Source organism: Pseudomonas sp. HD57-3, assembly GCF_056113135.1.
Map to the genome: position 1 here is coordinate 2,424,506 of NZ_CM148568.1, position 25,752 is coordinate 2,450,257.

General features: G+C 60.5%; 23 protein-coding genes and 4 tRNA genes. 22 read left to right on the top strand and 5 right to left on the bottom strand.

All coding sequences use genetic code 11. The features are described 5' to 3' along the window. Window positions 1–176: 176 nt before the first annotated feature. The 17 genes from AC0R79_RS10850 to AC0R79_RS10930 all read left to right on the top strand — a co-directional run bounded on the left by AC0R79_RS10850 (window position 177) and on the right by AC0R79_RS10930 (window position 18,301). A complete protein-coding gene (locus tag AC0R79_RS10850; RefSeq protein ID WP_474734381.1) occupies window positions 177–2,840 on the top strand; it encodes a motility hub landmark protein FimV in 2,664 nt (887 codons plus the stop codon). Between the two features lie 151 nt (window positions 2,841–2,991). Next, entirely contained in the window at window positions 2,992–3,816 is an 825-nt protein-coding gene (gene truA, locus AC0R79_RS10855; protein ID WP_474735089.1) for a tRNA pseudouridine(38-40) synthase TruA, read from the top strand. Between the two features lie 64 nt (window positions 3,817–3,880). Then, the gene (locus AC0R79_RS10860; protein ID WP_127797484.1) at window positions 3,881–4,495 is read left to right on the top strand and encodes a phosphoribosylanthranilate isomerase; all 615 of its coding nucleotides are present in this window, start codon (window positions 3,881–3,883) and stop codon (window positions 4,493–4,495) included. Between the two features lie 192 nt (window positions 4,496–4,687). Beyond that, entirely contained in the window at window positions 4,688–5,608 is a 921-nt protein-coding gene (gene accD, locus AC0R79_RS10865; RefSeq protein ID WP_007956457.1) for an acetyl-CoA carboxylase, carboxyltransferase subunit beta, read from the top strand. Continuing rightward, window positions 5,605–6,912: a bifunctional tetrahydrofolate synthase/dihydrofolate synthase gene (gene folC / locus AC0R79_RS10870; RefSeq protein WP_474734382.1), complete on the top strand. Its 1,308-nt coding sequence runs from the start codon at window positions 5,605–5,607 to the stop codon at window positions 6,910–6,912. Before accD ends, folC begins: the two co-directional genes overlap by 4 nt. Beyond that, window positions 6,896–7,564 (top strand): SPOR domain-containing protein, encoded by a 669-nt coding sequence (locus tag AC0R79_RS10875; RefSeq protein ID WP_459796958.1) that lies wholly within the window; start codon window positions 6,896–6,898, stop codon window positions 7,562–7,564. The genes folC and AC0R79_RS10875 overlap by 17 nt, the downstream gene beginning before the upstream one ends. 98 nt (window positions 7,565–7,662) lie before the next feature. After that, window positions 7,663–8,223 (top strand): CvpA family protein, encoded by a 561-nt coding sequence (locus AC0R79_RS10880; protein ID WP_007956464.1) that lies wholly within the window; start codon window positions 7,663–7,665, stop codon window positions 8,221–8,223. Between the two features lie 41 nt (window positions 8,224–8,264). Further along, complete coding sequence (purF, locus tag AC0R79_RS10885) at window positions 8,265–9,770, top strand: amidophosphoribosyltransferase (protein ID WP_007956466.1); 1,506 nt, start codon at window positions 8,265–8,267, stop codon at window positions 9,768–9,770. An 80-nt stretch (window positions 9,771–9,850) separates the two neighbouring features. Then, window positions 9,851–11,062, top strand: coding sequence for an O-succinylhomoserine sulfhydrylase (locus AC0R79_RS10890; RefSeq protein ID WP_064594841.1), 1,212 nt, complete (start codon window positions 9,851–9,853; stop codon window positions 11,060–11,062). Continuing rightward, window positions 11,059–11,835 (top strand): SDR family oxidoreductase, encoded by a 777-nt coding sequence (locus AC0R79_RS10895; RefSeq protein ID WP_007956470.1) that lies wholly within the window; start codon window positions 11,059–11,061, stop codon window positions 11,833–11,835. The genes AC0R79_RS10890 and AC0R79_RS10895 overlap by 4 nt, the downstream gene beginning before the upstream one ends. Window positions 11,836–11,925: 90 nt before the next feature. Next, a tRNA-Val gene (locus AC0R79_RS10900) sits at window positions 11,926–12,001 on the top strand. A 55-nt stretch (window positions 12,002–12,056) separates the two neighbouring features. Then, window positions 12,057–12,133 (top strand) — tRNA-Asp (locus AC0R79_RS10905). Window positions 12,134–12,226: 93 nt separating this feature from the next. Beyond that, a tRNA-Asp gene (locus AC0R79_RS10910) sits at window positions 12,227–12,303 on the top strand. A 422-nt stretch (window positions 12,304–12,725) separates the two neighbouring features. Continuing rightward, on the top strand, window positions 12,726–15,557 hold the full coding sequence (locus AC0R79_RS10915; RefSeq protein ID WP_474734384.1) for a xanthine dehydrogenase family protein molybdopterin-binding subunit: 2,832 nt from the start codon (window positions 12,726–12,728) through the stop codon (window positions 15,555–15,557). Then, a complete protein-coding gene (locus tag AC0R79_RS10920; RefSeq protein ID WP_007956473.1) occupies window positions 15,550–16,089 on the top strand; it encodes a (2Fe-2S)-binding protein in 540 nt (179 codons plus the stop codon). Before AC0R79_RS10915 ends, AC0R79_RS10920 begins: the two co-directional genes overlap by 8 nt. 2 nt (window positions 16,090–16,091) lie before the next feature. Further along, on the top strand, window positions 16,092–17,327 hold the full coding sequence (locus tag AC0R79_RS10925) for a c-type cytochrome (RefSeq protein ID WP_474734385.1): 1,236 nt from the start codon (window positions 16,092–16,094) through the stop codon (window positions 17,325–17,327). 2 nt (window positions 17,328–17,329) lie between these two features. Then, a complete protein-coding gene (locus AC0R79_RS10930; RefSeq protein ID WP_474734386.1) occupies window positions 17,330–18,301 on the top strand; it encodes an XdhC family protein in 972 nt (323 codons plus the stop codon). Window positions 18,302–18,353: 52 nt separating this feature from the next. Here AC0R79_RS10930 and AC0R79_RS10935 read toward each other — a convergent pair whose 3' ends face one another. Then, window positions 18,354–19,637: an NAD(P)/FAD-dependent oxidoreductase gene (locus tag AC0R79_RS10935; RefSeq protein WP_375746433.1), complete on the bottom strand. Its 1,284-nt coding sequence runs from the start codon at window positions 19,635–19,637 to the stop codon at window positions 18,354–18,356. Window positions 19,638–19,821: 184 nt separating this feature from the next. On the opposite strand from AC0R79_RS10935, the gene AC0R79_RS10940 reads away from it, so the two are divergent. From AC0R79_RS10940 to AC0R79_RS10950, 3 genes are all read left to right on the top strand, one after another. Continuing rightward, window positions 19,822–19,898: transfer RNA gene (locus AC0R79_RS10940), tRNA-Val, on the top strand. 143 nt (window positions 19,899–20,041) lie between these two features. Further along, on the top strand, window positions 20,042–20,503 hold the full coding sequence (locus AC0R79_RS10945) for a GNAT family N-acetyltransferase (protein ID WP_127797492.1): 462 nt from the start codon (window positions 20,042–20,044) through the stop codon (window positions 20,501–20,503). A gap of 341 nt (window positions 20,504–20,844) precedes the next feature. After that, the gene (locus AC0R79_RS10950) at window positions 20,845–21,300 is read left to right on the top strand and encodes a DUF2214 family protein (protein WP_127797493.1); all 456 of its coding nucleotides are present in this window, start codon (window positions 20,845–20,847) and stop codon (window positions 21,298–21,300) included. A 207-nt stretch (window positions 21,301–21,507) separates the two neighbouring features. Here the strand turns inward: AC0R79_RS10950 and csrA are convergent, their stop codons facing one another. Next, entirely contained in the window at window positions 21,508–21,702 is a 195-nt protein-coding gene (gene csrA / locus AC0R79_RS10955) for a carbon storage regulator CsrA (protein WP_003179932.1), read from the bottom strand. A gap of 251 nt (window positions 21,703–21,953) precedes the next feature. Here csrA and AC0R79_RS10960 point away from each other — a divergent pair, with 251 nt between their 5' ends. Next, complete coding sequence (locus AC0R79_RS10960) at window positions 21,954–22,319, top strand: SPOR domain-containing protein (RefSeq protein ID WP_007955999.1); 366 nt, start codon at window positions 21,954–21,956, stop codon at window positions 22,317–22,319. Window positions 22,320–22,405: 86 nt separating this feature from the next. Further along, window positions 22,406–23,308, top strand: a complete 903-nt coding sequence (locus AC0R79_RS10965; RefSeq protein ID WP_474734389.1) for a siderophore-interacting protein — start codon at window positions 22,406–22,408, stop codon at window positions 23,306–23,308. Window positions 23,309–23,363: 55 nt separating this feature from the next. Here AC0R79_RS10965 and AC0R79_RS10970 read toward each other — a convergent pair whose 3' ends face one another. The 3 genes from AC0R79_RS10970 to AC0R79_RS10980 form a co-directional block, all read right to left on the bottom strand. Beyond that, entirely contained in the window at window positions 23,364–24,053 is a 690-nt protein-coding gene (locus AC0R79_RS10970; protein WP_007956001.1) for an endonuclease, read from the bottom strand. Window positions 24,054–24,057: 4 nt separating this feature from the next. Next, window positions 24,058–24,327, bottom strand: a complete 270-nt coding sequence (locus AC0R79_RS10975; RefSeq protein WP_371857356.1) for a DUF1654 domain-containing protein — start codon at window positions 24,325–24,327, stop codon at window positions 24,058–24,060. A 186-nt stretch (window positions 24,328–24,513) separates the two neighbouring features. Next, entirely contained in the window at window positions 24,514–25,602 is a 1,089-nt protein-coding gene (locus AC0R79_RS10980) for an asparaginase (protein ID WP_007956004.1), read from the bottom strand. Window positions 25,603–25,752 lie beyond the last annotated feature (150 nt).

The following is a 25,752-nucleotide window of genomic DNA, read 5'->3' on the forward strand; positions in this document are numbered from 1 at the left end:
AGGCGAGCGCTATGCTTGGCCGGAGCACTCGATGACGTGTCACCCTCCGGGACTTTCCGGGGCATCAAAGAAATGATCGCGCGCGGCATGCTGTCGTCGTCGCGCGCAATGCCTTACGGCAGCGACAATCAATATCTTCTCGCTGGCCGAGGAACGTTCAAACAAAGGAAGAGGCTATGGTTCAAGTTCGCAAACTGGTGTTAGCAATAGCGGCCGCCTCGGCGCTGTCCTCCGGTATGGCGCATGCCCTCGGGCTCGGGGAGCTGACCCTGAAGTCGACCCTGAACCAGCCGCTGGTGGCGGAAATCGAGCTGCTCGATGTCAAGGATCTGACCGCTGCCGAAGTGGTGCCGAGCCTGGCCTCGCCGGAAGATTTCGCCAAGGCCGGCGTCGATCGCCAGGCCTTCCTCAATGATCTGACCTTCACCCCGGTGCTCAACGCCAGCGGCAAAAGCGTGCTGCGCGTAACGTCGAGCAAGCCGCTGTCGGAACCGATGGTGAAATTCCTCGTGCAGGTGATGTGGCCGAACGGCCGTCTGCTGCGTGACTACAGCGTGCTGCTGGATCCGTCGAAGTTCTCGCCGCAGACCGCTGACGCCGCCGCTCAACCAGCGCCAGCGCAAACCATCACCGCACCGACCACCGGCGCCACGCATTCGACCCACACCACCACGCCGCGCGACACCCTGTGGGAAATCGCCGCCAAGGCGCGCACCGGCGGTTCGGTGCAGCAGACCATGCTGGCGATCCAGGCCCTGAACCCGGACGCGTTCATCGGCGGCAACATCAACCGCCTGAAAACCGGTCAGGTGCTGCGTCTTCCGGATCAGGTGCAAAGCACCGCGCTGCCGCAGTCCAAAGCGATTGCCGAAGTGGCGGCGCAGAACGAAGCCTGGCGTCAGGGCCGTCGTTATGTGGCCAAGCCGGGCACCGGTCAGCAGCAGCTCGATGCGACCAATCGTGGCCGCGCCAATACCGGTGCTGCGCAAAACGCCAAGGACAACCTGAGCCTGGTGTCCGCCGAAAGCGCCAAGGCGCGTGGCAAGGGCCCGGCTGGCGACGCCAAGGCCCTGAGCAACAAACTGGCGGTGACTCAGGAAAGTCTCGACACCACCCGTCGTGACAACGAAGAACTGAAAAGCCGCATGGCCGATCTGCAAAGCCAGCTGGACAAGCTGCAACGCCTGATCGAGCTGAAAAACAATCAACTGGCGAAAATGCAGGCCGAAGGTTCGGGCGCTGCCCCCGCGACCTCCGCCACTGCGCCAGTGGTGCCGGCGATCACCGCGGAACTGGCAGCCACACCGCCGGCTACTCCGGCAGAGGCTGCACCGGCTACGCCTGCGCCTGAGGCTGCTGTTCCGGCGCCGGTCGAGCCGGTTGTCGAGCCTGTGGTTGAAACCAAACCGGCTGCCGATGACGAGAAAACCTTCAACGAACTGCTGACCAATCCGATCCTGCTGGGTCTGGTCGGTGGCGGTGCAGTGGTTCTGCTGCTCCTGCTGTTGCTGCTGGCCCGCCGCCGCAAGGCGCAACAGGAAGCCGAAAAACACCTGCGCATGGCCCGCGCGCTGGAGGAGCAATCCTTCTCCCAGGACCTCGATCTGCCGGAAAGCAGCTTCGAAGGTCTGGAAGTGCCAGCCGCCAGCGTCAAGCTGACTCCAGCTCCAGCTCCAGCTCCAGCTCCAGCTCCAGCGCCTGCCGCCGCTGCTGCTGTAGTTGCGCCAGTGGTGATGGCCGAGCCGATCGCCGCGCCGTTGGTGGCACCGGCCGCCGAGCGTTCCGACGACGTGCTGGACAAGGCGCAGTCGCACATCGATGGCGGTCGTCTGAATCAAGCCGCCGCGTTGCTGGAGGAGGGCGTGAGCCTGGAGCCGCAGCGCAGCGATCTGCGTCTGAAGCTGATGGAAGTCTACGGTCGCCAGGGTGATCGCGATGCCTTCGTCGGCCAGGAGCGCCAACTGGTTGCCAATGGCGACAACTTCGCCAAAGTCGAAGAGCTGAAAAGCCGCTTCCCGGCCATGGCGGTCGTTGCGGCCAGCGGTCTGGCGGCAGCGGCCATTGCCGCCGAGCTGGACGAGGATTACGTCAAGGACCTGTTGCTCGACGAGCCTGAAGCACCTGTTGCGGCAGATGACGAACTGGACAGCGCTTTCGACCTGAGCCTCGACGATCTCGACAACATCACGCCGGTTGAGCCTGTGGCGGCTGTCGAGCCGGAAGCACCGGTCGAGCTCGACGAATTCCCGTCGGACGACGATCTGAGCTTCGAGTCCGTGCTGCAACAGCAGACCGACATCAAGGAAAACCTCGACGACCTGTCGGACTTCGATCTGGATCTGGATCTGGACCTCGGTGCCGATCCGGCGCCTGCGCCGGTCGAGTTGGCAGACGATGATTTCCTGTTGGATCTGGATGAAGGCGTGAAGGATCTGTCGCTGGTCGAAACCCCGACCGTGGCCGACGTGCCGCAGGACGATCTGGAGCTGCCAGCCGATTTCGACCTGTCCCTGGCCGACGAAATGGACGCGGCGCCAGCCGAGCCGGATGCTTTCGCCGCCGAACTGGACGACGTCAACGCCGAGCTGGATCGTCTGTCGAGCAGCATCAACGAGCCAAGCTTCACCGAAGCTGATGCCGCGCTGGGCGATGATCTGGGTGAGGATGACTTCGACTTCCTGTCCGGCACCGACGAAGCCGCGACCAAGCTCGATCTGGCTCAGGCCTACATCGACATGGGCGACAACGACGGTGCGCGCGACATCCTCAATGAAGTCATCAGCGAGGGGAACGACAAGCAGAAGAGCGAAGCGAGCGAAATGCTTTCGCATCTGGCCTGAGTCGGCATTCAGCGGTAAACAAAAACGGCAGCCCATGAGGCTGCCGTTTTTGTTTGGGTCTGGTTTCCCTGTCCCGCCGCCTTATAATGCCCGCCTTTGTAGATCAGCAGGCTGTACCGACTTGGCAAACATAGATAACCCGGCCGCCGAAATGGCACCCGAAGGCTTTTTCCGCGTCGCGCTGGGCGTTGAATACAAGGGCTCGCGCTACAGCGGCTGGCAGCGCCAGTCCACCGGTGTGCTTACCGTGCAGGAAACCCTGGAAAAAGCCCTGTCGAAGGTCGCCGACTCGCCGATCTCGCTGCAATGTGCCGGGCGCACCGACGCCGGTGTGCATGCCTGCGGGCAAGTGGTGCATTTCGATACCCAGGTCGACCGTTCGCTGAAAGCCTGGGTCATGGGCGCCAACATCAATCTGCCCCACGACATCAGCGTCAGTTGGGCGAAGGTCATGCCGGCGCATTTCCATGCGCGATTCAAGGCGATTGCCCGGCGCTATCGCTACGTGATCTACAACGATCAGATCCGCCCGGCGCATCTCAACGAAGAAATCACCTGGAATCACCGTCCGCTGGACGTCGAGCGCATGGCCGAGGCCGCGCAGTACCTGATCGGTACCCATGACTTCAGTGCGTTCCGTGCCGGCCAGTGCCAGGCCAAGTCGCCGATCAAGAAGATGCACCACCTGCGCGTGACCCGTCACGGCAAAATGATCGTTCTGGACATCCGCGCCAACGCGTTCCTGCACCATATGGTGCGCAACATCGCCGGTGTGCTGATGACTATCGGCGCCGGCGAGCGGCCCGTGGAGTGGATGAAAGAAGTGCTGGAGAGCCGCGAGCGGCGTTCCGGCGGGGTCACGGCGCATGCTTTCGGCCTGTATCTGGTGCAGGTCGAGTACCACGACGAGTTCCCGTTGCCCGAGCGTTTCATCGGGCCACATTTCCTTACGGGTTTCTCGGAACTTGACGGCTGACGCCCTCGAACGCATTTGTTACCATCCGGGACTTTCTCGGATTTGCCTTGGGGTTTTTATCGACATGTCAGCCGTTCGCAGCAAGATTTGCGGGATTACCCGCATAGAAGATGCGTTGGCAGCCGTCGAGGCCGGGGCCGATGCCATCGGTTTTGTGTTCTACGCTAAAAGTCCCCGGGCCGTGACCGTGCAGCAGGCGCGGGCGATCATCGCCGCATTGCCGCCGTTCGTGACCACGGTCGGGCTGTTCGTCAATGCCAGCCGCTGCGAGCTCGGGGAAATCCTCGATGCCGTGCCGCTGGATCTGTTGCAGTTCCACGGCGACGAGAGCGCCGCCGACTGCGAAGGCTGGCACCGGCCGTACATCAAGGCCTTGCGGGTCAAGGCCGGCGATGACATCGCCGCCGCTTGCAATGCCTATCCGAGCGCCAGCGGCGTGCTGCTCGACACTTATGTCGAAGGCGTGCCCGGCGGAACCGGCGAGGCGTTCGACTGGTCATTGATTCCGCAAGGCTTGAGCAAGCCGTTGATTCTGGCCGGCGGCCTGACGCCGGAGAACGTCGCCGATGCGATCGCCCGGGTGCGGCCGTATGCCGTGGATGTCAGCGGCGGGGTAGAGGCGAGCAAGGGCATCAAGGATCACGCAAAGATTCGTGCATTCATCAACGCCGTACGCTGATGTGACGGCTGGCAGACTGCCGCCGTCCACAGCTCTGTAGAAAAGAGGCTGAGGGTCTTTTCGGGGTGTACGCAGGTCAGTTCCGCTGACCCGGCAGCCCGGGCGATCATCGCCACACATGAATTTAGCTGAAGGGCATACGCGGGGCCGCGAACCAGAGCGTTCGGGCCGCCGGTACTGGAGAAAGAAAGCATGAGCAACTGGTTGGTAGACAAGCTGATCCCTTCGATCATGCGTTCCGAGGTCAAGAAGAGCTCGGTCCCTGAAGGTCTGTGGCACAAATGCCCGTCCTGCGAGGCTGTGCTGTATCGTCCGGAGCTGGAAAAGACCCTGGACGTTTGCCCTAAGTGCAACCACCACATGCGCATCGGCGCACGTGCGCGCATCGACATCTTCCTGGACGCCGAAGGCCGTGCCGAACTGGGCGCCGACCTGGAGCCGGTTGACCGTCTGAAATTCCGCGACGGCAAGAAGTACAAGGACCGTCTGGTCGCTGCCCAGAAGCAGACCGGCGAGAAAGACGCACTGGTTTCCATGAGTGGCACCCTGCTGGGCATGCCGGTTGTGGTTTCGGCGTTCGAATTCAGCTTCATGGGCGGATCCATGGGCGCCATCGTCGGTGAGCGCTTCGTACGCGCCGCCAACTACGCGCTGGAAAACCGTTGCCCGATGGTCTGCTTCTCCGCCTCCGGTGGCGCGCGGATGCAGGAAGCCCTGATCTCGCTGATGCAGATGGCCAAGACTTCGGCTGTGCTGGCGCGTCTGCGTGAAGAAGGCATTCCGTTCATCTCCGTGCTGACCGACCCGGTCTACGGCGGCGTTTCCGCCAGTCTGGCGATGCTGGGCGACGTGATCGTCGGCGAGCCTAAAGCCCTGATCGGCTTCGCCGGTCCACGCGTGATCGAGCAGACCGTGCGCGAGAAACTGCCGGAAGGCTTCCAGCGCAGCGAGTTCCTGCTGGAGCACGGTGCAATCGACCTGATCATCGACCGTCGCGAACTGCGTCCGCGTCTGGGCAACCTGCTGGCGCAACTGACCGGCAAGCCGACCCCGACCTTCGTTGCCGCGCCGATCGAGCCGATCGTCGTTCCGCCGGTGCCTGCCAACGTATGACCGAGCGTACCCTTGGCGAGTGGCTCGCCTACCTTGAACAGTTGCATCCATCGGCCATCGACATGGGGCTGGAGCGTTCGCAACAGGTAGCGTCCCGCATGGGACTGGGCCAGCCGGCGCCTCGGGTGATTACGGTCACCGGCACCAACGGCAAGGGTTCGACCTGCGCTTTCGTGGCTTCATTGCTGCGGGCGCAGGGCCTGAGCGTCGGTGTCTACAATTCTCCGCACCTGCTGCGTTACAACGAGCGGGTGCAGCTCAATGGCGTCGAAGCCACTGACGCGCAGCTGTGCGAAGCCTTCGCGGCGGTCGAGGCGGGGCGCGGCGACATTTCCCTGACTTACTTCGAAATGGGCACCCTGGCGGCGTTCTGGCTGTTTCAACAGGCCGGGCTTGATGCGGTGGTGCTGGAAGTCGGGCTGGGCGGGCGTCTGGACACGGTCAACGTGGTCGATGCCGATATCGCGCTGGTCACCAGCATCGGTGTCGATCACGCCGACTACCTGGGCAATACTCGCGAATCCGTGGCCTTCGAGAAGGCCGGGATTTTCCGTCAGGGCAAACCTGCGTTGTGCGGCGATCTGAATCCTCCACAACCCCTGCTGGACAAGGCGCGCGAGCTCGCTTGCCCGTTCTTCCTGCGCGGGCGTGATTTCGATCTGGGTATCACGGATCAATTCTGGCAGTGGCGCGGTACCGATGCTGACGGTCAGGTCGTCGAGCTGCGCGATTTGCCGTTGCTCGATCTGCCGATGGAAAACGCCGCGTTGGCGTTGCAGGCTTATCTGCTGCTCGGGTTGCCATGGGATGCCAAACAGATTGTTGCGGCGTTGCAGGCGACTCGCGTGGTTGGTCGCCTGGATCGTCGTTCGTTCGAATGGAACGGCAAGCGCTTGAACCTGTTGCTGGATGTTGGCCATAACCCGCATGCGGCGGAGTATCTGGCACGGCGTCTGGCGGGGCGTCCGCCGGTCGGCAAGCGTCTGGCGGTGTTCGGCCTGTTGGCGGACAAGGATCTGGACGGTGTCATCGGTGAATTGAATGCCAGTGTCCAGCATTGGGCGGTGGCGCCGCTGGATTCGCCGCGTGCGCGTCCGGTGGCTGAATTGAATGTTGCACTGCAGAACCTTGGCGCATCGGTCACGTCTTATGACAGTGTGGCGGCTGCGCTGGAAGGGCAGTGTGCAGTGGCCACCAGCGACGACGAGATCTTGCTGTTCGGATCATTTTATTGTGTCGCCGAGGCCCTCGAATGGCTGTCTCGGCGCTCCACGGAGGAAGCGGCAAATGGCTTTGCTGGATAAAGCGTACAAACAGCGCATGGTCGGTGCCCTGGTGCTGGTGGCGCTGGCGGTGATTTTCCTGCCGATGCTGTTTTCCCGTCAGGATGAGCAGCGTCAGGTGACTGTCGATGCGCCGGCCGCACCGCAGGCGCCTGCCGTGGCGCAGATCCAGATGGAAACCGTGGCCGTGCCCGAGCCGCAGGTTCTGCCGCAAGAGCCCGTGCCGAGCGATGACGAAGTCGCCGAGCAAGTGGCGCCAACGGCACCGATTGCTTCCGCCGCGCCAGCCCCGGCTCCGGCGCCGGTAGCCAAACCGGTTGCGCCGGCGCCTGCTCCAGCTCCCGTGGTCAAGCCAACCACAGCCCCGGCCCAGCCGATCGCTGCGCTGTCTGCCAAACCGGATACCACTCAAAGCCGCGTCGATGCCAATGGCCTGTCGGTGAGCTGGTCGGTGCAACTGGCCAGTCTGTCCAGCCGCGCCAGCGCTGAAAGCCTGCAGAAAACCCTGCGCAGTCAGGGCTACAACGCTTACATCCGTTCCGCCGATGGCAAGAACCGGGTGTTCGTCGGTCCGCTGATCGAGCGTGCCGAAGCCGATCGTCTGCGCGATCTGTTGAGCCGCCAGCAGAACCTCAAGGGGTTTGTGGTGCGCTTCCAGCCCGAGCGTGGCTGAAATCTATCGCCCCGATTGAAATGCACTGACATTCGCAGCTTACCGACAGCCCTGCGCTCTGCTAAAATGCGCCGCCTTATCCGTCTGTAGGCTGCACTGTGCCATTTACCTGGGTTGACTGGGCGATCGTTGCAATCATCGCCATCTCCGCTTTGATCAGTTTGAGCCGCGGCTTCGTCAAAGAAGCATTGTCGCTGGTGACCTGGATCATCGCAGGAGCCGTTGCCTGGATGTTCGGTGGCTCACTGTCCGAGTACCTCGCCGGATACATTCAAACACCGTCGGCTCGTGTGATCACGGGCTGTGCCATCATGTTTGTCGCCACACTGATCGTGGGCGCAATGATCAATTATCTTATCGGCGAGTTGGTTCGCGTCACCGGGTTGTCCGGGACCGATCGATTCCTCGGCATGGCCTTCGGCGCTGCGCGTGGCGTGTTGCTGGTGGTCGTGGCGGTCGGGCTGTTGAGCCTGGGGCCGGTACAGCAGGACGGGTGGTGGAAAGAATCACAGCTCGTGCCAAAGTTTCTATTGGTCGCAGACTGGTCCAAGAACCTGATTCTCGGGTGGAGCAGTCAGTGGCTTGCCAGCGGAATCAGCGTACCCGCTGATATTCCGTTCAAGGAGCAACTCTTGCCGTCGGCCAAAACGCCTCAGTGAGTGTTGTTCAGTTCAGATCCATTAAGTAGGGGTTGCGTCGCATGTGTGGCATCGTCGGTATCGTCGGTAAGTCGAACGTCAATCAGGCGCTGTATGACGCGCTAACCGTGCTCCAGCACCGCGGCCAGGACGCTGCCGGTATCGTGACCAGCCATGACGGCCGGTTGTTCTTGCGCAAGGACAATGGCCTGGTGCGTGACGTGTTTCAACAGCGTCACATGCAGCGCCTGGTCGGCCACATGGGTATCGGCCACGTCCGTTACCCGACTGCCGGCAGCTCGACCTCGGCCGAGGCTCAGCCGTTCTACGTCAACTCGCCTTACGGCATCACTCTGGCGCACAACGGTAACCTGACCAACGTTGAACAGTTGGCCAAAGAGATCTACGAATCCGATCTGCGTCACGTCAACACCAGTTCCGACTCGGAAGTGCTGCTGAACGTGTTCGCTCACGAGCTGGCCCAGCGCGGCAAGCTGCAACCTACCGAAGAAGACGTGTTTGCCGCCGTGACCGACGTGCATAACCGTTGCGTCGGTGGTTACGCGGTCGTGGCGATGGTGACCGGTTACGGCATCGTCGGTTTCCGTGACCCGCACGGCATCCGCCCGATCGTGTTCGGCCAGCGTCACACCGACGAAGGCGTCGAGTACATGATCGCTTCCGAAAGCGTTTCGCTCGACGTGCTTGGCTTCACCCTGATCCGCGACCTGGCACCGGGCGAAGCGGTCTACATCACTGAAGACGGCAAGCTGCACACCCGTCAGTGCGCGACGAACCCGTCCCTGACCCCGTGCATTTTCGAACACGTCTACCTGGCGCGTCCGGACTCGATCATCGACGGCGTATCGGTCTACAAGGCCCGTCTGCGCATGGGTGAGAAGCTGGCGGAGAAGATCCTGCGCGAGCGTCCAGAGCACGACATCGACGTGGTCATCCCGATTCCGGACACCAGCCGCACCGCAGCGCTGGAGCTGGCCAACCATCTGGGCGTGAAATTCCGCGAAGGTTTCGTCAAGAACCGTTATATCGGCCGTACCTTCATCATGCCCGGCCAGGCCGCGCGCAAGAAATCGGTACGCCAGAAGCTCAACGCCATCGAACTGGAATTCCGCGGCAAGAACGTGATGCTGGTGGACGACTCGATCGTTCGCGGCACCACTTGCAAGCAGATCATCCAGATGGCCCGCGAAGCCGGCGCGAAAAACGTCTACTTCTGCTCGGCGGCTCCGGCTGTGCGCTTCCCGAACGTGTACGGCATCGATATGCCGAGCGCTCACGAGCTGATCGCGCACAACCGTTCGACTCAGGATGTCGCTGACCTGATCGGCGCCGACTGGCTGATCTATCAGGACCTGCCTGACTTGATCGAAGCGGTCGGCGGCGGCAAGATCAAGATCGAAAACTTCGATTGCGCAGTGTTCGACGGCAAGTACGTCACCGGCGACGTCGACGAGGCTTACCTGAACAAGATCGAACAGGCACGCAACGATGCCTCGAAGGTCAAGACCCAGGCGGTCAGTGCGATCATCGATCTGTACAACAACTGAGTTTCAACCGGCCCTTAAGGGCCGGTTTTGTATCTGGCAAAAGACTTTTATTTACCGAGAACAGGGCAAGGAGTGACAGCATGAGTCAGGAATGGGATGCCGGTCGGCTGGACAGCGACCTCGAAGGCGTAGCGTTCGATACCCTGGCCGTACGTGCCGGTCAGCACCGTACGCCGGAAGGCGAGCACGGTGATCCGATGTTCTTCACTTCCAGCTATGTGTTCCGTACCGCCGCTGACGCCGCCGCACGGTTTGCCGGGGAAGTGCCGGGCAACGTTTACTCGCGTTACACCAACCCGACCGTTCGCGCCTTCGAAGAGCGCATCGCCGCGCTGGAAAGCGCCGAGCAAGCGGTGGCCACGGCGACCGGCATGGCCGCGATCATGGCGGTGGTGATGAGCCTGTGCAGCGCCGGCGACCATGTGCTGGTGTCGCGCAGCGTGTTCGGCTCGACCATCAGCCTGTTCGAGAAGTACTTCAAGCGTTTTGGCGTGGAAGTCGATTACGTGCCGCTGGCCGATCTGTCCGCCTGGGACGCAGCGATCAAGTCCAACACCAAATTGCTGTTCGTCGAGTCGCCGTCCAATCCGTTGGCTGAGCTGGTGGATATCACCGCGCTGTCGGAAATCGCGCACGCTAAGGGTGCGATGTTGGTGGTCGACAACTGCTTCTGCACGCCTGCCTTGCAGCAGCCGCTAAAGTTGGGCGCAGACATCGTTGTGCATTCGGCCACCAAGTTCATCGATGGCCAGGGCCGTTGCATGGGTGGCGTGGTTGCCGGTCGCAGCGAGCAGATGAAAGAAATCGTCGGCTTCCTGCGTACCGCCGGGCCGACCCTCAGCCCGTTCAACGCCTGGATTTTCCTTAAAGGCCTGGAAACCCTGAACCTGCGGATGAAGGCGCACTGCGCCAACGCCCAGCAACTGGCCGAATGGCTGGAGCAGCAGGACGGTATCGAGAAGGTGCATTACGCCGGCCTCAAGAGCCATCCGCAGCACGAACTGGCTCAGCGTCAACAGAAAGGTTTCGGCGCGGTGGTGAGTTTTGAGGTGAAGGGCGGCAAAGAGGGCGCGTGGCGCTTCATCGATGCGACCCGTCTGATCTCGATCACCGCCAACCTGGGTGACAGCAAAACCACCATCACCCACCCGAGCACCACGTCCCACGGCCGTCTGGCGCCGCAGGAGCGTGAAGCGGCGGGCATTCGTGACAGCCTGATCCGCATCGCGGTCGGTCTGGAAGACGTCGCTGACCTGCAAGCCGACCTGTCGCGCGGTCTGGCGGCGTTGTGATCGAGTTGTCTACGCCAAAGATCGGCACCCATGGCCGCGTTGCATTGGTCACGGGTGCCGCGCGCGGGATCGGTCTGGGCATCGCGGCATGGCTGATCAGCGAGGGCTGGCAGGTGGTGTTGACGGATCTGGACCGCGCGCGGGGTTCGAAAGTGGCGAAGGTGCTGGGCGAAAACGCCTGGTTCATCGCCATGGACGTTGCGGACGAAAGCCAGGTGGCGTTGGGTGTCGCTGAGGTGCTGGGACAGTTCGGTCGTCTGGATGCGTTGGTGTGCAATGCCGCCGTGGCCGATCCGCACAACATCACACTCGAAAGCCTCGACCTGGCTTACTGGAATCGGGTGCTGGCGGTGAACCTCGGTGGGCCGATGTTGCTGGCCAAGCACTGCGCGCCGTATCTGCGTGCGCACAACGGGGCGATCGTCAATCTGGCCTCGACCCGTGCGGCGCAGTCGGAACCTGATACGGAAGCCTATGCGGCGAGCAAGGGCGGTTTGCTGGCGTTGACTCACGCACTGGCGATCAGCCTCGGGCCGGAGATTCGCGTCAATGCGGTCAGTCCGGGATGGATCGATGCGCGGGATCCATCCGCCCGTCGCGCGGAGCCGCTGACCGATACCGATCATGCCCAGCATCCGGCGGGGAGGGTAGGGACGGTCGAGGATGTGGCGGCGATGGTGGCGTGGTTGCTGTCGAAGAATGCGGGGTTTGTGACGGGGCAGGAATTCGTGGTCGATGGCGGCATGACCAAGAAGATGATTTATACGGAATGAAGCAATTTCGTCTTTTTTAGAAAAACTTCAATCCTGCTATTGACTTAGGTTCGCTACCTGCGTAAATTTCGCGGCCTCGGAGATGCAAACGGGTGATTAGCTCAGCTGGGAGAGCGTCTGCCTTACAAGCAGAATGTCGGCGGTTCGATCCCGTCATCACCCACCAATCCCGAGATACTTGCGTAAGCAAGAACGTAGGCTGAAAGTGCCTGCACCGACGCGCAGCGGTAGTTCAGTCGGTTAGAATACCGGCCTGTCACGCCGGGGGTCGCGGGTTCGAGTCCCGTCCGCTGCGCCATATTTAACGAGTTAGACACTGTCTGGTTCGCGATTGAAAAGCACCGAAGCTTTCAGTCAAACGAGTTACTTGAGCGTCAGCTCAAAGCGATACGCAGCGGTAGTTCAGTCGGTTAGAATACCGGCCTGTCACGCCGGGGGTCGCGGGTTCGAGTCCCGTCCGCTGCGCCATATCTGTTTCAAGGACCACTGAACGCCTTGAAACACCGAAAGCAACCTCTGGTTGATTCGGCATCGATAGCAAAGACCCTGGTCGAAAGACCGGGGTTTTTTGTGTCTGAAATTTGACCTTTCCCAAATACCTCCTCTGAAATCCAGCGATGATCGTAAGCCTTGGCTCGTTCGATGCCGCCTAGCAATCTGGCCTGCGTCCATGGGTCGCTGCGATGCGATGCCGCATTGATTTTTGATTCTTTGGTCAAATTTTTGTAACTGGTTGTTTGCTGCGAGCGCAGAAACCTTTAAAGTTAACCTTTCGGTCAGCTTTGCACTGTCATCACGCCCTTTGTTTAGCCAAAAAGGGCTTCTGCAAGACTCGAGATTCCCAGTAGATAACCAGAAGGGCGGATCCATAACCGTCCAGAGGATGATCCATGTCCAACCGTGAAATATCCCGGCGCTCGTTCCTTCAGGGCGGGCTGGTGGCGGGTGTGAGCGTTACGCTCACGCCGCTCAGCAGTCAGGCGCTGGCTGCCTTGATGGAAAACAGCGTGACTGTGCCGTCCGAGCAGTGGCTCGGCAACAACGGCAAGGCGCGCCAGCGTAACGATGCCTTGTCCAAGGTCTGCGGCAGCAAGGTGTTTGCCCGCGACATCCGTTCCAAGGACATGCCGGGCTGGCCCCAGCAGCAAGGCCACGCCATGTTGCTGAAAACCATCAAGGCCGACCGCATCTACGACGGTTACGACCTGTCGTGGCTCGGCGCCGATCTGCAGCCTGATCGTATCGTTACCGCCGCTGACCTGGACAAGGACGGCATCGTGTTCCCTGAAGAGCACGCGCCGGATCCTCTGCTGCCGGAAGGCAAGGTGCCGATGTTCATCGGTCACCCGGTCGCAATCCTGATCTGGAACGATTTCGAGCGTTTCCGTCAGGCCAAGAACAAACTCAAATTCAATGACAAAGCGATTCGTTACGGTGCGCAAGTACCGTTCTACGAAGGCGATCCCTATGGCAGTTTCCGCTACGTGCGTGTCGGTGGCCCGACGTCGGCGGACGAGGACGAGTTCGCCAGCCTCAAGGACTCGATCCTGTTCCCGATGCTGAAGAACCGTCGTCCGGTGTGGAATTCCCAGCCGAACCTGCACGGCAACCTGACCGAACGCGGCCTGTTCTACGCCGACCGCATGAAAAAAGAGATCGACACCCCGCCGGACAACTGGCTGGTGTTCGACGAGCGCTACAAGACTCCGTCGATCGAACCCGCTGCGATGGAACCGGACAACGGCAACGGCTGGTACGACCCGGTGACCAAGTCCCTGCATTTCGTCGTCGCCACTCAGTGCCCGCTGGAAACCGCCACTGAAACCGCGAAGATGATCGGGCCCTCGCGTTTCGGCTTGGCGAACCTGAACATGCACCCGGGTTATACCGTCGGTTACGGTTCCAAGGACCACAATATTTTCGTCTACTACGCGGCCCTGGCGGCGTTGTACGGCGCAGGTGTGCCGATTCGCCTGGCCAACGACCGTTACGAGCAATTCCAGAGCGGCATCAAGCGCCACCCGTTCGACATCCGCTATCAGTTGGCGGTGGACAAGACCGATCACAGCTTCAAGATTTTCCGTGCCGAGATGAGCGTCGATGGCGGCGGTCGGATCAACTACAGCCCGTCGGTGGCCGCCGTTGGCGCTACTGCGGCGCAGTCGATCTACTACATGCCGCAGAACGACCTGCAGGTCACCGCTTACCATTCCCGCGCCGTTGAAGCGGGTTCGATGCGCGGCTACGGCACGCTGCAGAGCATGGCTTCCACCGAGATGATGGTCGACGAAATCGCCGATCGCCTTGGTGTCGATGCCATCGATCTGCGCCGCAAAAATGCGCTGCGTTCGGGGATGAAAAACACCCAGGGTGCGATCCCGGCCGGTGCGTTGCGCCTGCACGAGATTCTCGACAAGGCTTCGCTGCACGAAGTCTGGAAAAACCGCGACGCGATCAAGAAGCAGCGCGAGGCGGCAGACCCGGACAACTGGTATGGCGTGGGTTTCGCCATTTGCCAGAAAGACTTCGGCACCGGTTCCGAAGCGCCGATGGCCAGCATCGAGTTCACCGCTGACGGGCGCATTTCCCTGCGCCACATTGGCATCGAGATCGGTACCGGCATGTCCACCTCGCAAGCGTTGGTGGTGGCTGATTTCCTCGGCAGCGCGGCTCACGACGTGAAGACCGGCGAAACCGAGTGGGACGAAATGCAGCTGGTGACCGCCGGCAACCCTTACATCATGAGCCAGGCCGAGCAGGACAACTTCCTGCGCAATCCACGCTGGGTCGGCAAGCTGGCCTCGGCCTCGTCGGCGACCAACTCCGCCTACTACTTCAGCCACGCCACCCGTGAAGCGGCGCGCGTGTTGTTCAACCACGGTCTGTGGCCGGCGGCGATGGAGATCTGGCGTCAGGGCCCTTACGGCGGCCAGGCCAACCCTTACGTGGTGCGTCGCGAAGATGCGCATTGGGTCGACGGCAAACTGACCGCCAATGGCATGCAGCCACTGACCTTCGAAGAGCTGGCCAAGCGTGCTCACGAGCGCGGTCTGGTCACCGGCGCCACGGTCCACGGTTTCAACCGCTGGAGCTGGGCAGAAGCCGAATACAGCATCGACGGCGTGCGCGAGCGTCTGCCGCTCGACGGTCTGGCGGTGAAGTACGGTGACGGCGCCCCTAAGGCGAAGAAAGCGCAGATGACCAGCGCCGGTTTCCACCTGCTGGATCGGCAGAACATCGCCTATCCGGTAGTTCAGTTGAACAACGCCGCCGTGACTTACTACAGCCCGGTCGCAACGCTGGTCGAGTTGAAGGTCAACAAAGGTTCGGCAGAAGTCGAAGTGCTCAACCATCACTCGTGGCTGGAATGCGGCCGGGTGCTGGTCGAAGAACTGGTTCGTGGCCAGCTCGAAGGCGGGATCGCCATGGGCATCGGTCACGCCTTGATGGAAGAGATGCCGTTGTACGAAGGCGGGCCGGGGGAGGGTGACTGGAACTTCAACCGTTATCGCCTGCCGATGGCGCGCCACGTGGCTGTTTGGAAACAGACGTCGGAAATCCTGCCGCCGCTGTCCCCAAGTGACCCGTCCAAAGGCATCGCCGAAGTGGTGATGATCCCGGTGGTCGGTGCAATCGGTAACGCCGTGGCCCACGCCATCGGTAAACGTGTTCGCGATCTGCCAATCACTGCTGCGCGCATCAAGGAGGCCCTCAATGGCTAACCGTCCGCTTCAACTGACCCTCAACGGTCAATCCGTCGGCCCGGTGGACATCCCTGATGACCTGCCGATGATCGATTACCTGCACGAATACAAGAACCTCACCGGTTCGCGCCTGGGCTGCGGCCAGGGCATCTGCCACGCCTGCGTGGTGATCGTCGACAACCCGGACGGCACCAGCGAAGAAGTGCGTACCTGCATCACCGGCGCGCATTACTTCGAGGGCAAGAAGGTTCGGACCATCGAAGGCCACGCCAAACGTGACGAGCAAGGCCAGGTCACCGAGCTGAACCCGATCCAGCAGCGTTTCGTCGATGAATTCGCCTTCCAGTGCAGCTATTGCGCGCCGGGCTTCGTCAACGCCGCGACCGTGCTGGTGGAAAAGCTGCAGCGCCAGCCAATCGTCAAAAGCAAACTGGAACAAGTCATCGAGGACAGCCTCGGTCATCACGTCTGCCGTTGCACCGGGTACGTGCGTTACTACAACGCCACCCGCAACGTGCTGACCGATCTCGGCCTGGTCAAGGAGGGTTAAGCATGAAGCAATTACTGACCCGCCTGACCCTGGCGGTCGGGCTGGCTGTGCCTGTGTTGGCGGTGCACGCGGATGATCAGGTCAAGCGCGGCGAATACCTCGCCCGCGCGGCCGACTGCATGGCATGCCACACGGCACCCGGCGGCGCGCCTTTTGCCGGAGGCCTGCCGATCGTGTCGCCGTTCGGCACGATCTACGGCACCAACATCACCCCGAGCAAAGAGCACGGCATCGGTTTGTACAACGACGACGAGTTTTTCGCTGCGCTGACTGAAGGCAAGCGTCGTGACGGCGCGAACCTCTATCCAGCGATGCCGTACACCTCGTATCACTTGATGCCGCGTGCGGATTCGGATGCGATTCACGCGTATCTGAAAACCATCGAGCCAATCGAGCGTGCAGCGCCGGTGACGAGTCTGAGCTTTCCGTTCAACGTGCGTCCGGGCTTGATCGGCTGGAACATGATGTACGGCAAAGCCTTGAAGCTGGAGCCTGCCGAAGGCAAAAGCGACGCCTGGAAACGCGGCCAGTACATGGTCGAAGTGCTCGGCCATTGTGGCGAGTGCCATACGCCGCGCGGCCTGCCGGGCGCGATGCAGTTGGACAAGCGCCTGACCGGCGGCATCCTCAATGGCTATCTGGCGCCGAGCCTGCTGGCAACGGATCTGGCGGCGCGCGGCTGGAATCATCAGGACCTGAGCACGTTCCTCAAGCACGGCATGAGCGCCCAGGGCACGATGTTCAACGAGATGTTCCCGGTGTTCCACAACAGCACCCAGGGCCTGAATGATCCGGATCTGGCGGCGATGGCGACTTTCCTGCTGGGCGACAAGCCTCCGGCGGCGAAAGAGCTGACCGAAGTTCCGGTGGAAAAACTCAGTGCCAGCGCTCAACGCGGCCGTCAGGAATACTTGAACGTCTGCGCCGGTTGTCACGCGGCCGGTGGCGAGGGTAAGCCGCACATTGCGGTGGCCATGCGCGGCAACACCACGCTGCGTCTGGAAGACCCGCGTAACCTGTTGCGAGTGGTCGAGGATGGCATCGGCGAACAGAAATTCGCCGGGTTCGAACACATGCAGCCGATGCCGGGTTTTGCCGACAAGCTCAGTGCTGAACAACTGACTGATCTGCTGAACTACCTGCGTCAGGGTTGGGGTGGTCAGTCGGCCGAACTGGCAGTCGGCGATGTGCAAAAGCTTCAGGCTGACGCCCCGTCCATCGAGCACAAGGCGCACTGATCATGCAGCATCTCGATCTGCAAGTGGTTCGGCGGGCATTGGAGTGGTCGACGGCGGGGCAGCGCATCTGGCTCTGCACCGTGCTGACCACCTATGGCTCGGCGCCGCGCGCGCCGGGTTCGCTGCTGGCGGTGAACGACGGCGGACAGTGGATCGGGTCGCTGTCCGGTGGTTGTGTCGAGGAAGACTTTCTCGAGCGCGTCGCCGAAGGTGCGTTTCTCGATGCGATCAATGTCGTGCGTTATGGCGAAGGTGACGATCCGCGTTCGCGGGTCAGCCTGCCGTGCGGCGGCATTCTCGATGTGCTGGTAGAGAAATTTGACGCCGGTTGCGATGTGCAGGCGCACCTGCGTGAACTCGAATCGGCGTTGCTGGGGCAGCGCCGGTTGATTCGCGAGGTCGATCTGGCCACTGGCGCGCGCAGCCTGTTTGCAGATCACGAGCAGGGTGCGCGGATCGAGCGTGAAATCGATCGGGTACGGATCCGCATCGGCGCCGCTCAGCGTTTGTTGCTGGCGGGATATTCCAGCGTGGCGCAGGCCTGTGCAGAGTTCGCGGTGGGTCTCGGCTTTGAAGTGATTCTCTGCGACCCGCGCGATGAGGTGCTGGAAGGCGTGGTGCTCAATGGCGTGGAGATCCGCCGGCAATTACCGTCGGTGTTTATCGCCGACGGCGGTTGCCACCGTGATACGGCGGTGGTGGCGTTGACCCACGATCCGCGCATCGACGATCTGGCGATGATGGAAGCAGTGCGCACGGAAGCGTTCTACATTGGCGTAATGGGCTCGCAGCAGACGTCGCAGAAGCGCTTCGAGCGTTTGCGTCGGATCGGTGGTCTGGGGGAGAGCGAGCTGGCGCGGATTCATGCGCCGATCGGCCTTAACCTGGGCAGCAAGACGCCGGCGGAAATTGCTTTGGCGGTGCTCGCGGATATCTTGCGGATTCGCAGCGGGATTGCGCGGGATCAGTTGTGATTGATGCTGGATGTAAAAAGGGCCGCTTTTCAGCGGCCCTTTTTTTCGCTCATCAGAAACCGAGCTTGTCGCGCAGTCCGTAGTACCACGCGCCGAGCGCGGCAAACGGTGTGCGCAGCAGTTGCCCGCCAGGGAACGGGTAGTGCGGCAGGTCGGCAAACGCATCGAAGCGCTCGGCTTGTCCGCGCAGTGCCTCGGCCAATACCTTGCCGGCCAGGTGCGTGTAGGTTACGCCGTGGCCGCTGCAGCCCTGGGAGTAATAGATGTTGTCGCCCAGGCGTCCGACCTGAGGCAGGCGCGACAGGGTCAGCAGGAAATTGCCGGTCCAGGCGTAGTCGATCTTCACGTCCTTGAGCTGCGGGAAGGCCTTGAGCATTTTCGGGCGGATGATCGCTTCGATGTTTGCCGGATCCCGCGCGCCATATACCACGCCGCCGCCGAAGATCAGGCGTTTGTCGCCGGTGAGGCGGTAGTAGTCGAGCAGGTAATTGCAGTCTTCGACGCAGTAGTCCTGCGGCAGCAGGGATTTCGCCAGCTCATCGCCCAGTGGCTCGGTGGTGATGACCTGTGTGCCGCATGGCATCGATTTGGCCGCCAGTTCCGGCACCAGATTGCCGAGGTAGGCGTTGCCGGCGACGATGATGAATTTGGCCCTGACCTTGCCCAGCGGTGTGTGCACGACCGGATTGGCGCCGCGTTCGATGCGCACGGCTGGTGACTGTTCATAGATGGTGCCGCCCAAGGATTCCACGGCGGCGGCTTCGCCCAGCGCAAGGTTAAGCGGGTGGATGTGACCGCCGCTCATGTCGAGCATGCCGCCGACGTATTGGTCGCAGGCGACCACTTCGCGGATGCGGCGTTGATCGAGCAGTTCCAGTTGGGTATGGCCGAAGCGCTCCCACAGGCGCTTCTGCGATTCCAGGTGACCCATCTGCCTGGCAGTAATGGCAGCGAATACACCGCCGTCTTTCAAGTCGCACTGAATGTTGTACTTGCTGACGCGCTCACGAATGATCCGGCCGCCCTCGAACGCCATCTGCCCGAGCAGTTGCGCCTGTTTCGGGCCGACGCTGCGTTCGATCACGTCGATGTCACGGCTGTAGCTGTTGACGATTTGCCCGCCATTGCGCCCCGAAGCGCCGAAGCCGACCTTGGCGGCTTCCAGCACGGTCACGCGAAAACCGTTCTCCAGCAGGAACAGGGCCGAGGAAAGTCCCGTATAACCAGCGCCGATCACACAGACATCCGTCTCCACATCATCCTGCAGGGCAGGGCGTGGTGGTACGGCGTTGGCCGACGCAGCGTAATAAGACTCTGGGTAAGGGGTGTTCGCCATCCTGCAGCCTCTGTTTAATATATTTTACGAGTGCAGCGATCCTACCCCAGTTGAAAAACCTCCGCCAGCCACCGGGAAATCTTCTTGCGCCGGGTCGAAATTAAATATTTTGCATATTCATAGGGTTAGGTGAAAAAAAGGTGTTGACACCCCTCCGGAATTCCGTAGAATGCCGCCTCACAGCAGGCACGTAGCTCAGTTGGTTAGAGCACCACCTTGACATGGTGGGGGTCGTTGGTTCGAGTCCAATCGCGCCTACCAAACAAAATCCGCTCTGCTGGGCGGTCTGGAAGGGCCCACCGAAAGGTGGGCCCTTTTTTGTTGTCTGCGATTTTCAGAACCTTTGCAAAATTTCGGTTTGGTCGACCGCAGCTACACTTCGGCACATTTGCAGAGGTGTATTCATGAGTCGCCAATTCAGGCGCGCCGGACCAGGCGAAATCGAAAGCCTGTTGAAGATTGATCCAGTCGCTGAAAAAGATACCTATCGTCGCGAGTACATCACGAGGGCCGTTAGGGCAGGGGAGTGCTGGGTTGTCTGCGAGGCGGACGATCCTGGCGTTCCCCTCGGCTACGGATGTCTGGATCGAAGCTTTTTTGGAGAGTGGTTCATACCTCTCGTGGTCGTCTCCAGTGCGAACAGGCGTTCCGGCGTGGGGCGGCAGATCGTGAGCGGTCTGGAGCAGCATGCCGGTGCAGAAAAGATCTTCACGTCGACCAATGCGTCCAATTCGCCGATGCGACAGCTGCTGACCAATCTTGGATATCAGCACAGCGGCATGGTGGAGAACCTTGATCCGGGGGATCCCGAGCTCATTTTTGTAAAATTCTTGAGCCGGGCGCGTATTGATCGTGATGGATTTTGATCCATTCGTCACCGACCGTCGCGAGCGACCTTTTAAATAGTGTGGATATTTAAGGGGTTACGGATTTTATTAACCATCCGGTTATCAAAAATACGTTGTTACATACTGGAAAAATCAGTAATATCCGCCCCGCGTTCACCACCACGGTTTATGCATTTTTAAATCCCAAGCTTCCATCAGCTGCTTGGGATTTTTTTTGCCCGCGATTTGCCTTTCCCGCACCTCCGCCCATTCTCTCCTCTCGCCCGCTTCTGTTTTACGGGAAGGGTGACAGGCAAGCCCACACTTTTTCGACTACTACTGTTTGGCTGATTTCAACTCTGCCGGACAGGAGTTCATCGATGCTGGTTCATTGGTTTCTTGCAGCGATTCATTTACTGGCGTTTGCCTTGGGCTTCTGGGCGGTGTTGACGCGTGGAACGGCCTTCAGCCGTCTGGCGTCCGGCTCCGGTGAGGTCGGGCGCGTATTGCTTGCCGACAATCTTTGGGGGCTTTCGGCGCTGGTCTTGCTCATCACCGGCGGCATGCGCGCCTTCGGAGGTTATGAGAAGGGAACCGACTACTACCTGCACCAGCCGCTGTTCCATCTGAAGATGACGCTGTTTGTGCTTATTCTGCTTCTGGAGCTCGTTCCGATGATCACCCTGATCAAGTGGCGCATGGCCAAGGCGCGCGGCGCTGCCCCTGATACAGGACGTGCGAAGGTATTCGCGCGGATCAGTCATGCCGAAGCGCTGCTGTTGATATTGATGGTCGTGGCGGCCACCGGGATGGCGCGTGGCGTTACATTCGGCTAGGCGGGCGAGATTCCCGGCCGCTATTCGGAAATGTCCGACAGCCAGCCCGTTGAATGACGGTTAGTATCGGTTGCGAGAAGGGTTGAGGCAGGAAGGGGCGTGGCACGCGCCGTCACCAAGGAGGTGGGGGAATGGCAATACGGCGCTTGAATCTTTAGCCAGTCATTGCGCGCAGGCAAACGAACTGGCTACTGACTGCGGTAGGGCTCAGGGCGTTTGTGGCTTGTCCGGAGCGGTCAGGCCAGCCTGGATGCGCTGGTAGATCTCTTCCCGGTGCACTGCAACGTTCTTCGGAGCATTGATGCCGATTCGAACTTGTTGGCCGCTGACGCCGAGAATGGTGATCGTGATGTCATCACCAATGTTTATGCTTTCACCGACTTTGCGGGTGAGTATCAGCATGGTCTTCTCCTTGATTGCTTTGTAGGGCACCTGATTCAGACAGTGCAGAGGTCGGTGGTACGTATAGATTAGTGCGAAGTCTTACAGTTTGGGTGCCTCTTTCTGACGCGCAGCAGCGGCATTAATTCCCAGCGCGTAACTATACAGGGGCCGTCGGCATCAATCTCGTAGTTTTATGCCGCAATTTGCGGGGCTCGGAAAGTATCCTCGAATGTTAAGATCGCCGCTTTGAAAATTCAGAGGGAAGCGTTGTGCGCAAATTGGTCTGGGTAGTCGCGGCACTGGCACTTGCAGGATGTGGCGAAGGCAAAAGTGTGGATGCGCAAAAGCCGAAACCGGCGGTGGTAACGGCACCTGCTGCGGTGGGCCCCCAGTGGGATCTCGAAGTGCGCGGTGAAACCCCTCAGGCCGTCAGCGACCTCAGCGGCTGGCTGATCGAGCATGGTTTTGTGGCCAGTGTCATCAAGGACGCCAGCGGCAAGACCCGGATCCTCCTCGGCCCTTTCAATTCGAAGGCTGACGCAGAGGCGCGTCAGGCGGATGTGAATGCGGCGCTGGTCAAGGCGAAGAAGCAGAACATCGAAACGCTGGTGATCGAGCGCACGGCGACACAATAAGGATCCATTCGGCGGAGCTGACTAAAGGGTGTCCCGCGTGATTCGTTTTTCAAGGAGTCACTGAAGTTACCCAGAAGGAGCTCCGCATGGCCTCCGCCAATCCTTACAAATTGTTCGACGTCGTTTTGCGTCACAAGCAGCAGTTGAGCCCGCATCTCATGCGGATCACGCTCGCAAGCCCCACGGTCACCGAGATGGCGACCTGGGCGCCGGATCAGCGAGTGAAGCTGTTTTTTCCTGCCGCAGACGGCTCACCCGCCAGGCTTTCTCAGGGCGAGGGGTGGTACGCCCGTTTCCGCTCGATGCTGATCGATCGTCGCCCGGCGATGCGCACCTACACCATCCGTCATTTGCGAGCTGAGTCAGGTGAAGTCGATATCGATTTTGTCCTGCATGGCGAAACCGGCCCCGCCTCCCGTTGGGCGTTGCGAGCGCAACCTGGCGAGTCGATGCAGATTCTGGCGCCCGACAGCCGATTCTCGGCAAAAGAGGCGGGGGGATTTGAATGGAAACCTCCGCAAACGCTCAAGCAACTTCTGCTGGTCGCCGACGCCACAGCGTTGCCGGCCGCCATGGGGATTCTGGAAGAGCTGGCGGCACTGGCTGAACCGCCGCAGACCCAGGCGTTTTTTGAAGTCGACAGTCGTGAAGACATGTTGGCGGTTCCTGACTGGCCCGGGCTTTCGGTGCAATGGCTGATCCGCGATCACGCAGCTGCCGGCACGTTGATGGTGGAAGCCGTGCGGCAGGCGACGTTGCCTGTCGATGCATCGCCGGTGGGGCAAGCGGTCGAACTGGCGGATGTCGACATCGAAGAAGAGATTCTGTGGGAGATCGCCGATGCGGCCAGCGAGGGGTTCTATGGCTGGATCGCCGGAGAGTCCGCTGCGGTCATGAGTCTGCGCAAATACCTGATCAAGGAGCGTGGCATCCCTCGCGAGTCGCTCAATCTGATGGGCTACTGGCGTTACAACAAGTCCGGCGGTTGAGCACAAAAAAAGGCCTTGAGTTTATCGCTCAAGGCCTTTTCTTTTGATCAGGCGATCAACCGCAGGCTTTCAGATTCACCGGGCCGACAAATTCGTTGCCGCGTCCCATTACGCACGCCACGCTCTGGTTGCGCTGACGTTCCCAGTCTTGCACCGGATAAGTCTTGTCCCAGGCTTCGTACAGTTGCCGATCCTGCTTCGACAAGCGCAAGCCGTATTGTTTGCTCATGTAAAAGTAGGTGCGGGCGATCATGCCGCGGATCGAAGGGCGGGGCATGACCTTCTTCGCCTTGAAGTCGACTTGAGTCAGGCAGGAGCCGTACTGACCCTTTTCGACCGGCAGCCAGCCGTAGCTGAAATTGCTGCGGTCGCCATTCACCTCGCCGATGCTCGGCACCAGGTTGTGAAGGTCGGCTTCGGCTTTCTGATAACTCGGGTCGTAGCGGGTGCAATTCTTGCGACCGCCTTCCTGCCAGCATTGACGCTGATGGCCGAACTGCCACGCGGGAACGATGTGCTCCCATTCGATGCGGGACGCCCGCTTGGCGTTCTTGCGTGGGACATAGCCGCACGCGGCCAGATCGACCTTGTTGCCGGTGTATTTGCACCCGCAATAGAACTCGGTGGATTGTGGTGCGTACAGCTTCCAGGCGACCTTCTTGGCCTCGGTGAATGTACGCGGTGCGCCGGCGTGCGCACCCAGGGAAATGAACAGCAACAGCACAGCAGCAAAACGCAGAATCATTGAATCAATCTTCCTTCGGCACAACCCAGAAAATCTGTACGCCGCCATCGTCGCGGTAGGCAAGGGTGACGTTGTCGTTCTCGTCGATCTCTTCCAGCAAGCGCTCCCAGTCATCCACCGGCTCGTCCGGAAGGCGGAAGATCAGTGCGGCTTTGGCTTTTTGTGCGGTGGGGGAGTTGATGATTTTTTGAACGCGCATGCCCATGCGTTCGTAAGCGTCAGGAGCATCAGGGGAGGTGGCCACGAGGTTATCCTTATTAAGCTGTACGTGCATACAGTATTTAACTGTAGGCATTTTCGCAACTGCTTAAAATTCAAGAAAATCCTCTGACAGCGGTTTTCCGGTTTTGATGTCACTCAGGTGAAATTTTTCTTTGGAGGAGGCGCAAGCTTCACCCTCCGTCAAATTGACGAAGGGTGAAGTCAGTGCCCGATCAGGAAAGGATCAGGCGAGGTCAAATCAGTATTCCCAGAACATCCGTTGCAGCTCTTTGCTGTCGTTGGTCTTGGTCAACGCGACCATGGCCAGGATGCGGGCTTTCTGTGGGTTGAGGTCGTGAGCAACCACCCAGTCGTATTTGTCGTCAGGCTGTTCGGCGTTGCGCAGGACGAAACCACCGGCATTGACGTGAGACGAGCGAATGATCTGCACGCCGTCCTTGCGCAGCGCTTGCAGGGTCGGAACCACGCGGGAGGAAACCGAACCGTTGCCGGTACCGGCATGGATGATCGCCTTGGCGCCGGACTGGGCGAGGGCCTTGTAGGCCGTGTCGCTGACATTGCCGTAGGAATAGGCGATTTCTACATCAGGAAGGCTCTTGATGTTTTTGATGTCGAACTCCGAATCCATGGTGTGGCGCTTGGCTGGCAGGCGGAACCAGTAGGATTTGCCTTCTACCACCATGCCGAGCGGGCCCCAGGCGCTTTTGAAGGCTTCGGTCTTGATGTTGATCATCTTGCTGACATCGCGACCCGACTGGATTTCATCGTTCAGGGTGACCAGTACGCCTTTGCCGCGAGCTTCTTTGCTGCTGGCGACGGCCACGGCGTTGTACAGGTTCAGCATGCCGTCTGCGGACATGGCGGTACCCGGACGCATGGAGCCGACGACGATGATCGGCTTGTCGGTTTTTTCCACCAGATTCAGGAAGTACGCGGTCTCTTCCAGGGTGTCGGTGCCGTGGGTGATGACGATGCCATCGACGTCTTTGCTGTCGGCCAGTTCGGAAACACGACGACCCAATTGCAGGAGGTTTTCGTTGGTGATGCTTTCCGAGGCGATTTGCATGACCTGTTCGCCGCGCACATTGGCCAGCGTGCTCAGTTCGGGAATGCCGGCGATCAATTGTTCGATGCCCACTTTCGCAGCCTGATAGGTCGCGCTGTTGGCTGCGCTTGCGCCCGCGCCGGCGATGGTGCCGCCGGTGGCCAAGACCACAACGTTGGCCAGTTTGGCCTGGGTTTCAGCTTCTTTTGCCTGGAGGGCGGTTGGCAGGAGCAGGAGGAGGGCCAAAGCGCCCGGAACGAAACTCTTCAAAGCAGATGTCATTATTTTTCTCTCTAGTAGTGAGACGGTGCTGATGCAGGTTCATCTAGATGCGCCCCGGGCCGATCTGAATGCCAGGGGTGCAGGAAGGGAGCAGGATCTGTACCAGTCGTACTGTGCTTGAGATAAATGTTTAACCTTATGATTTAAATC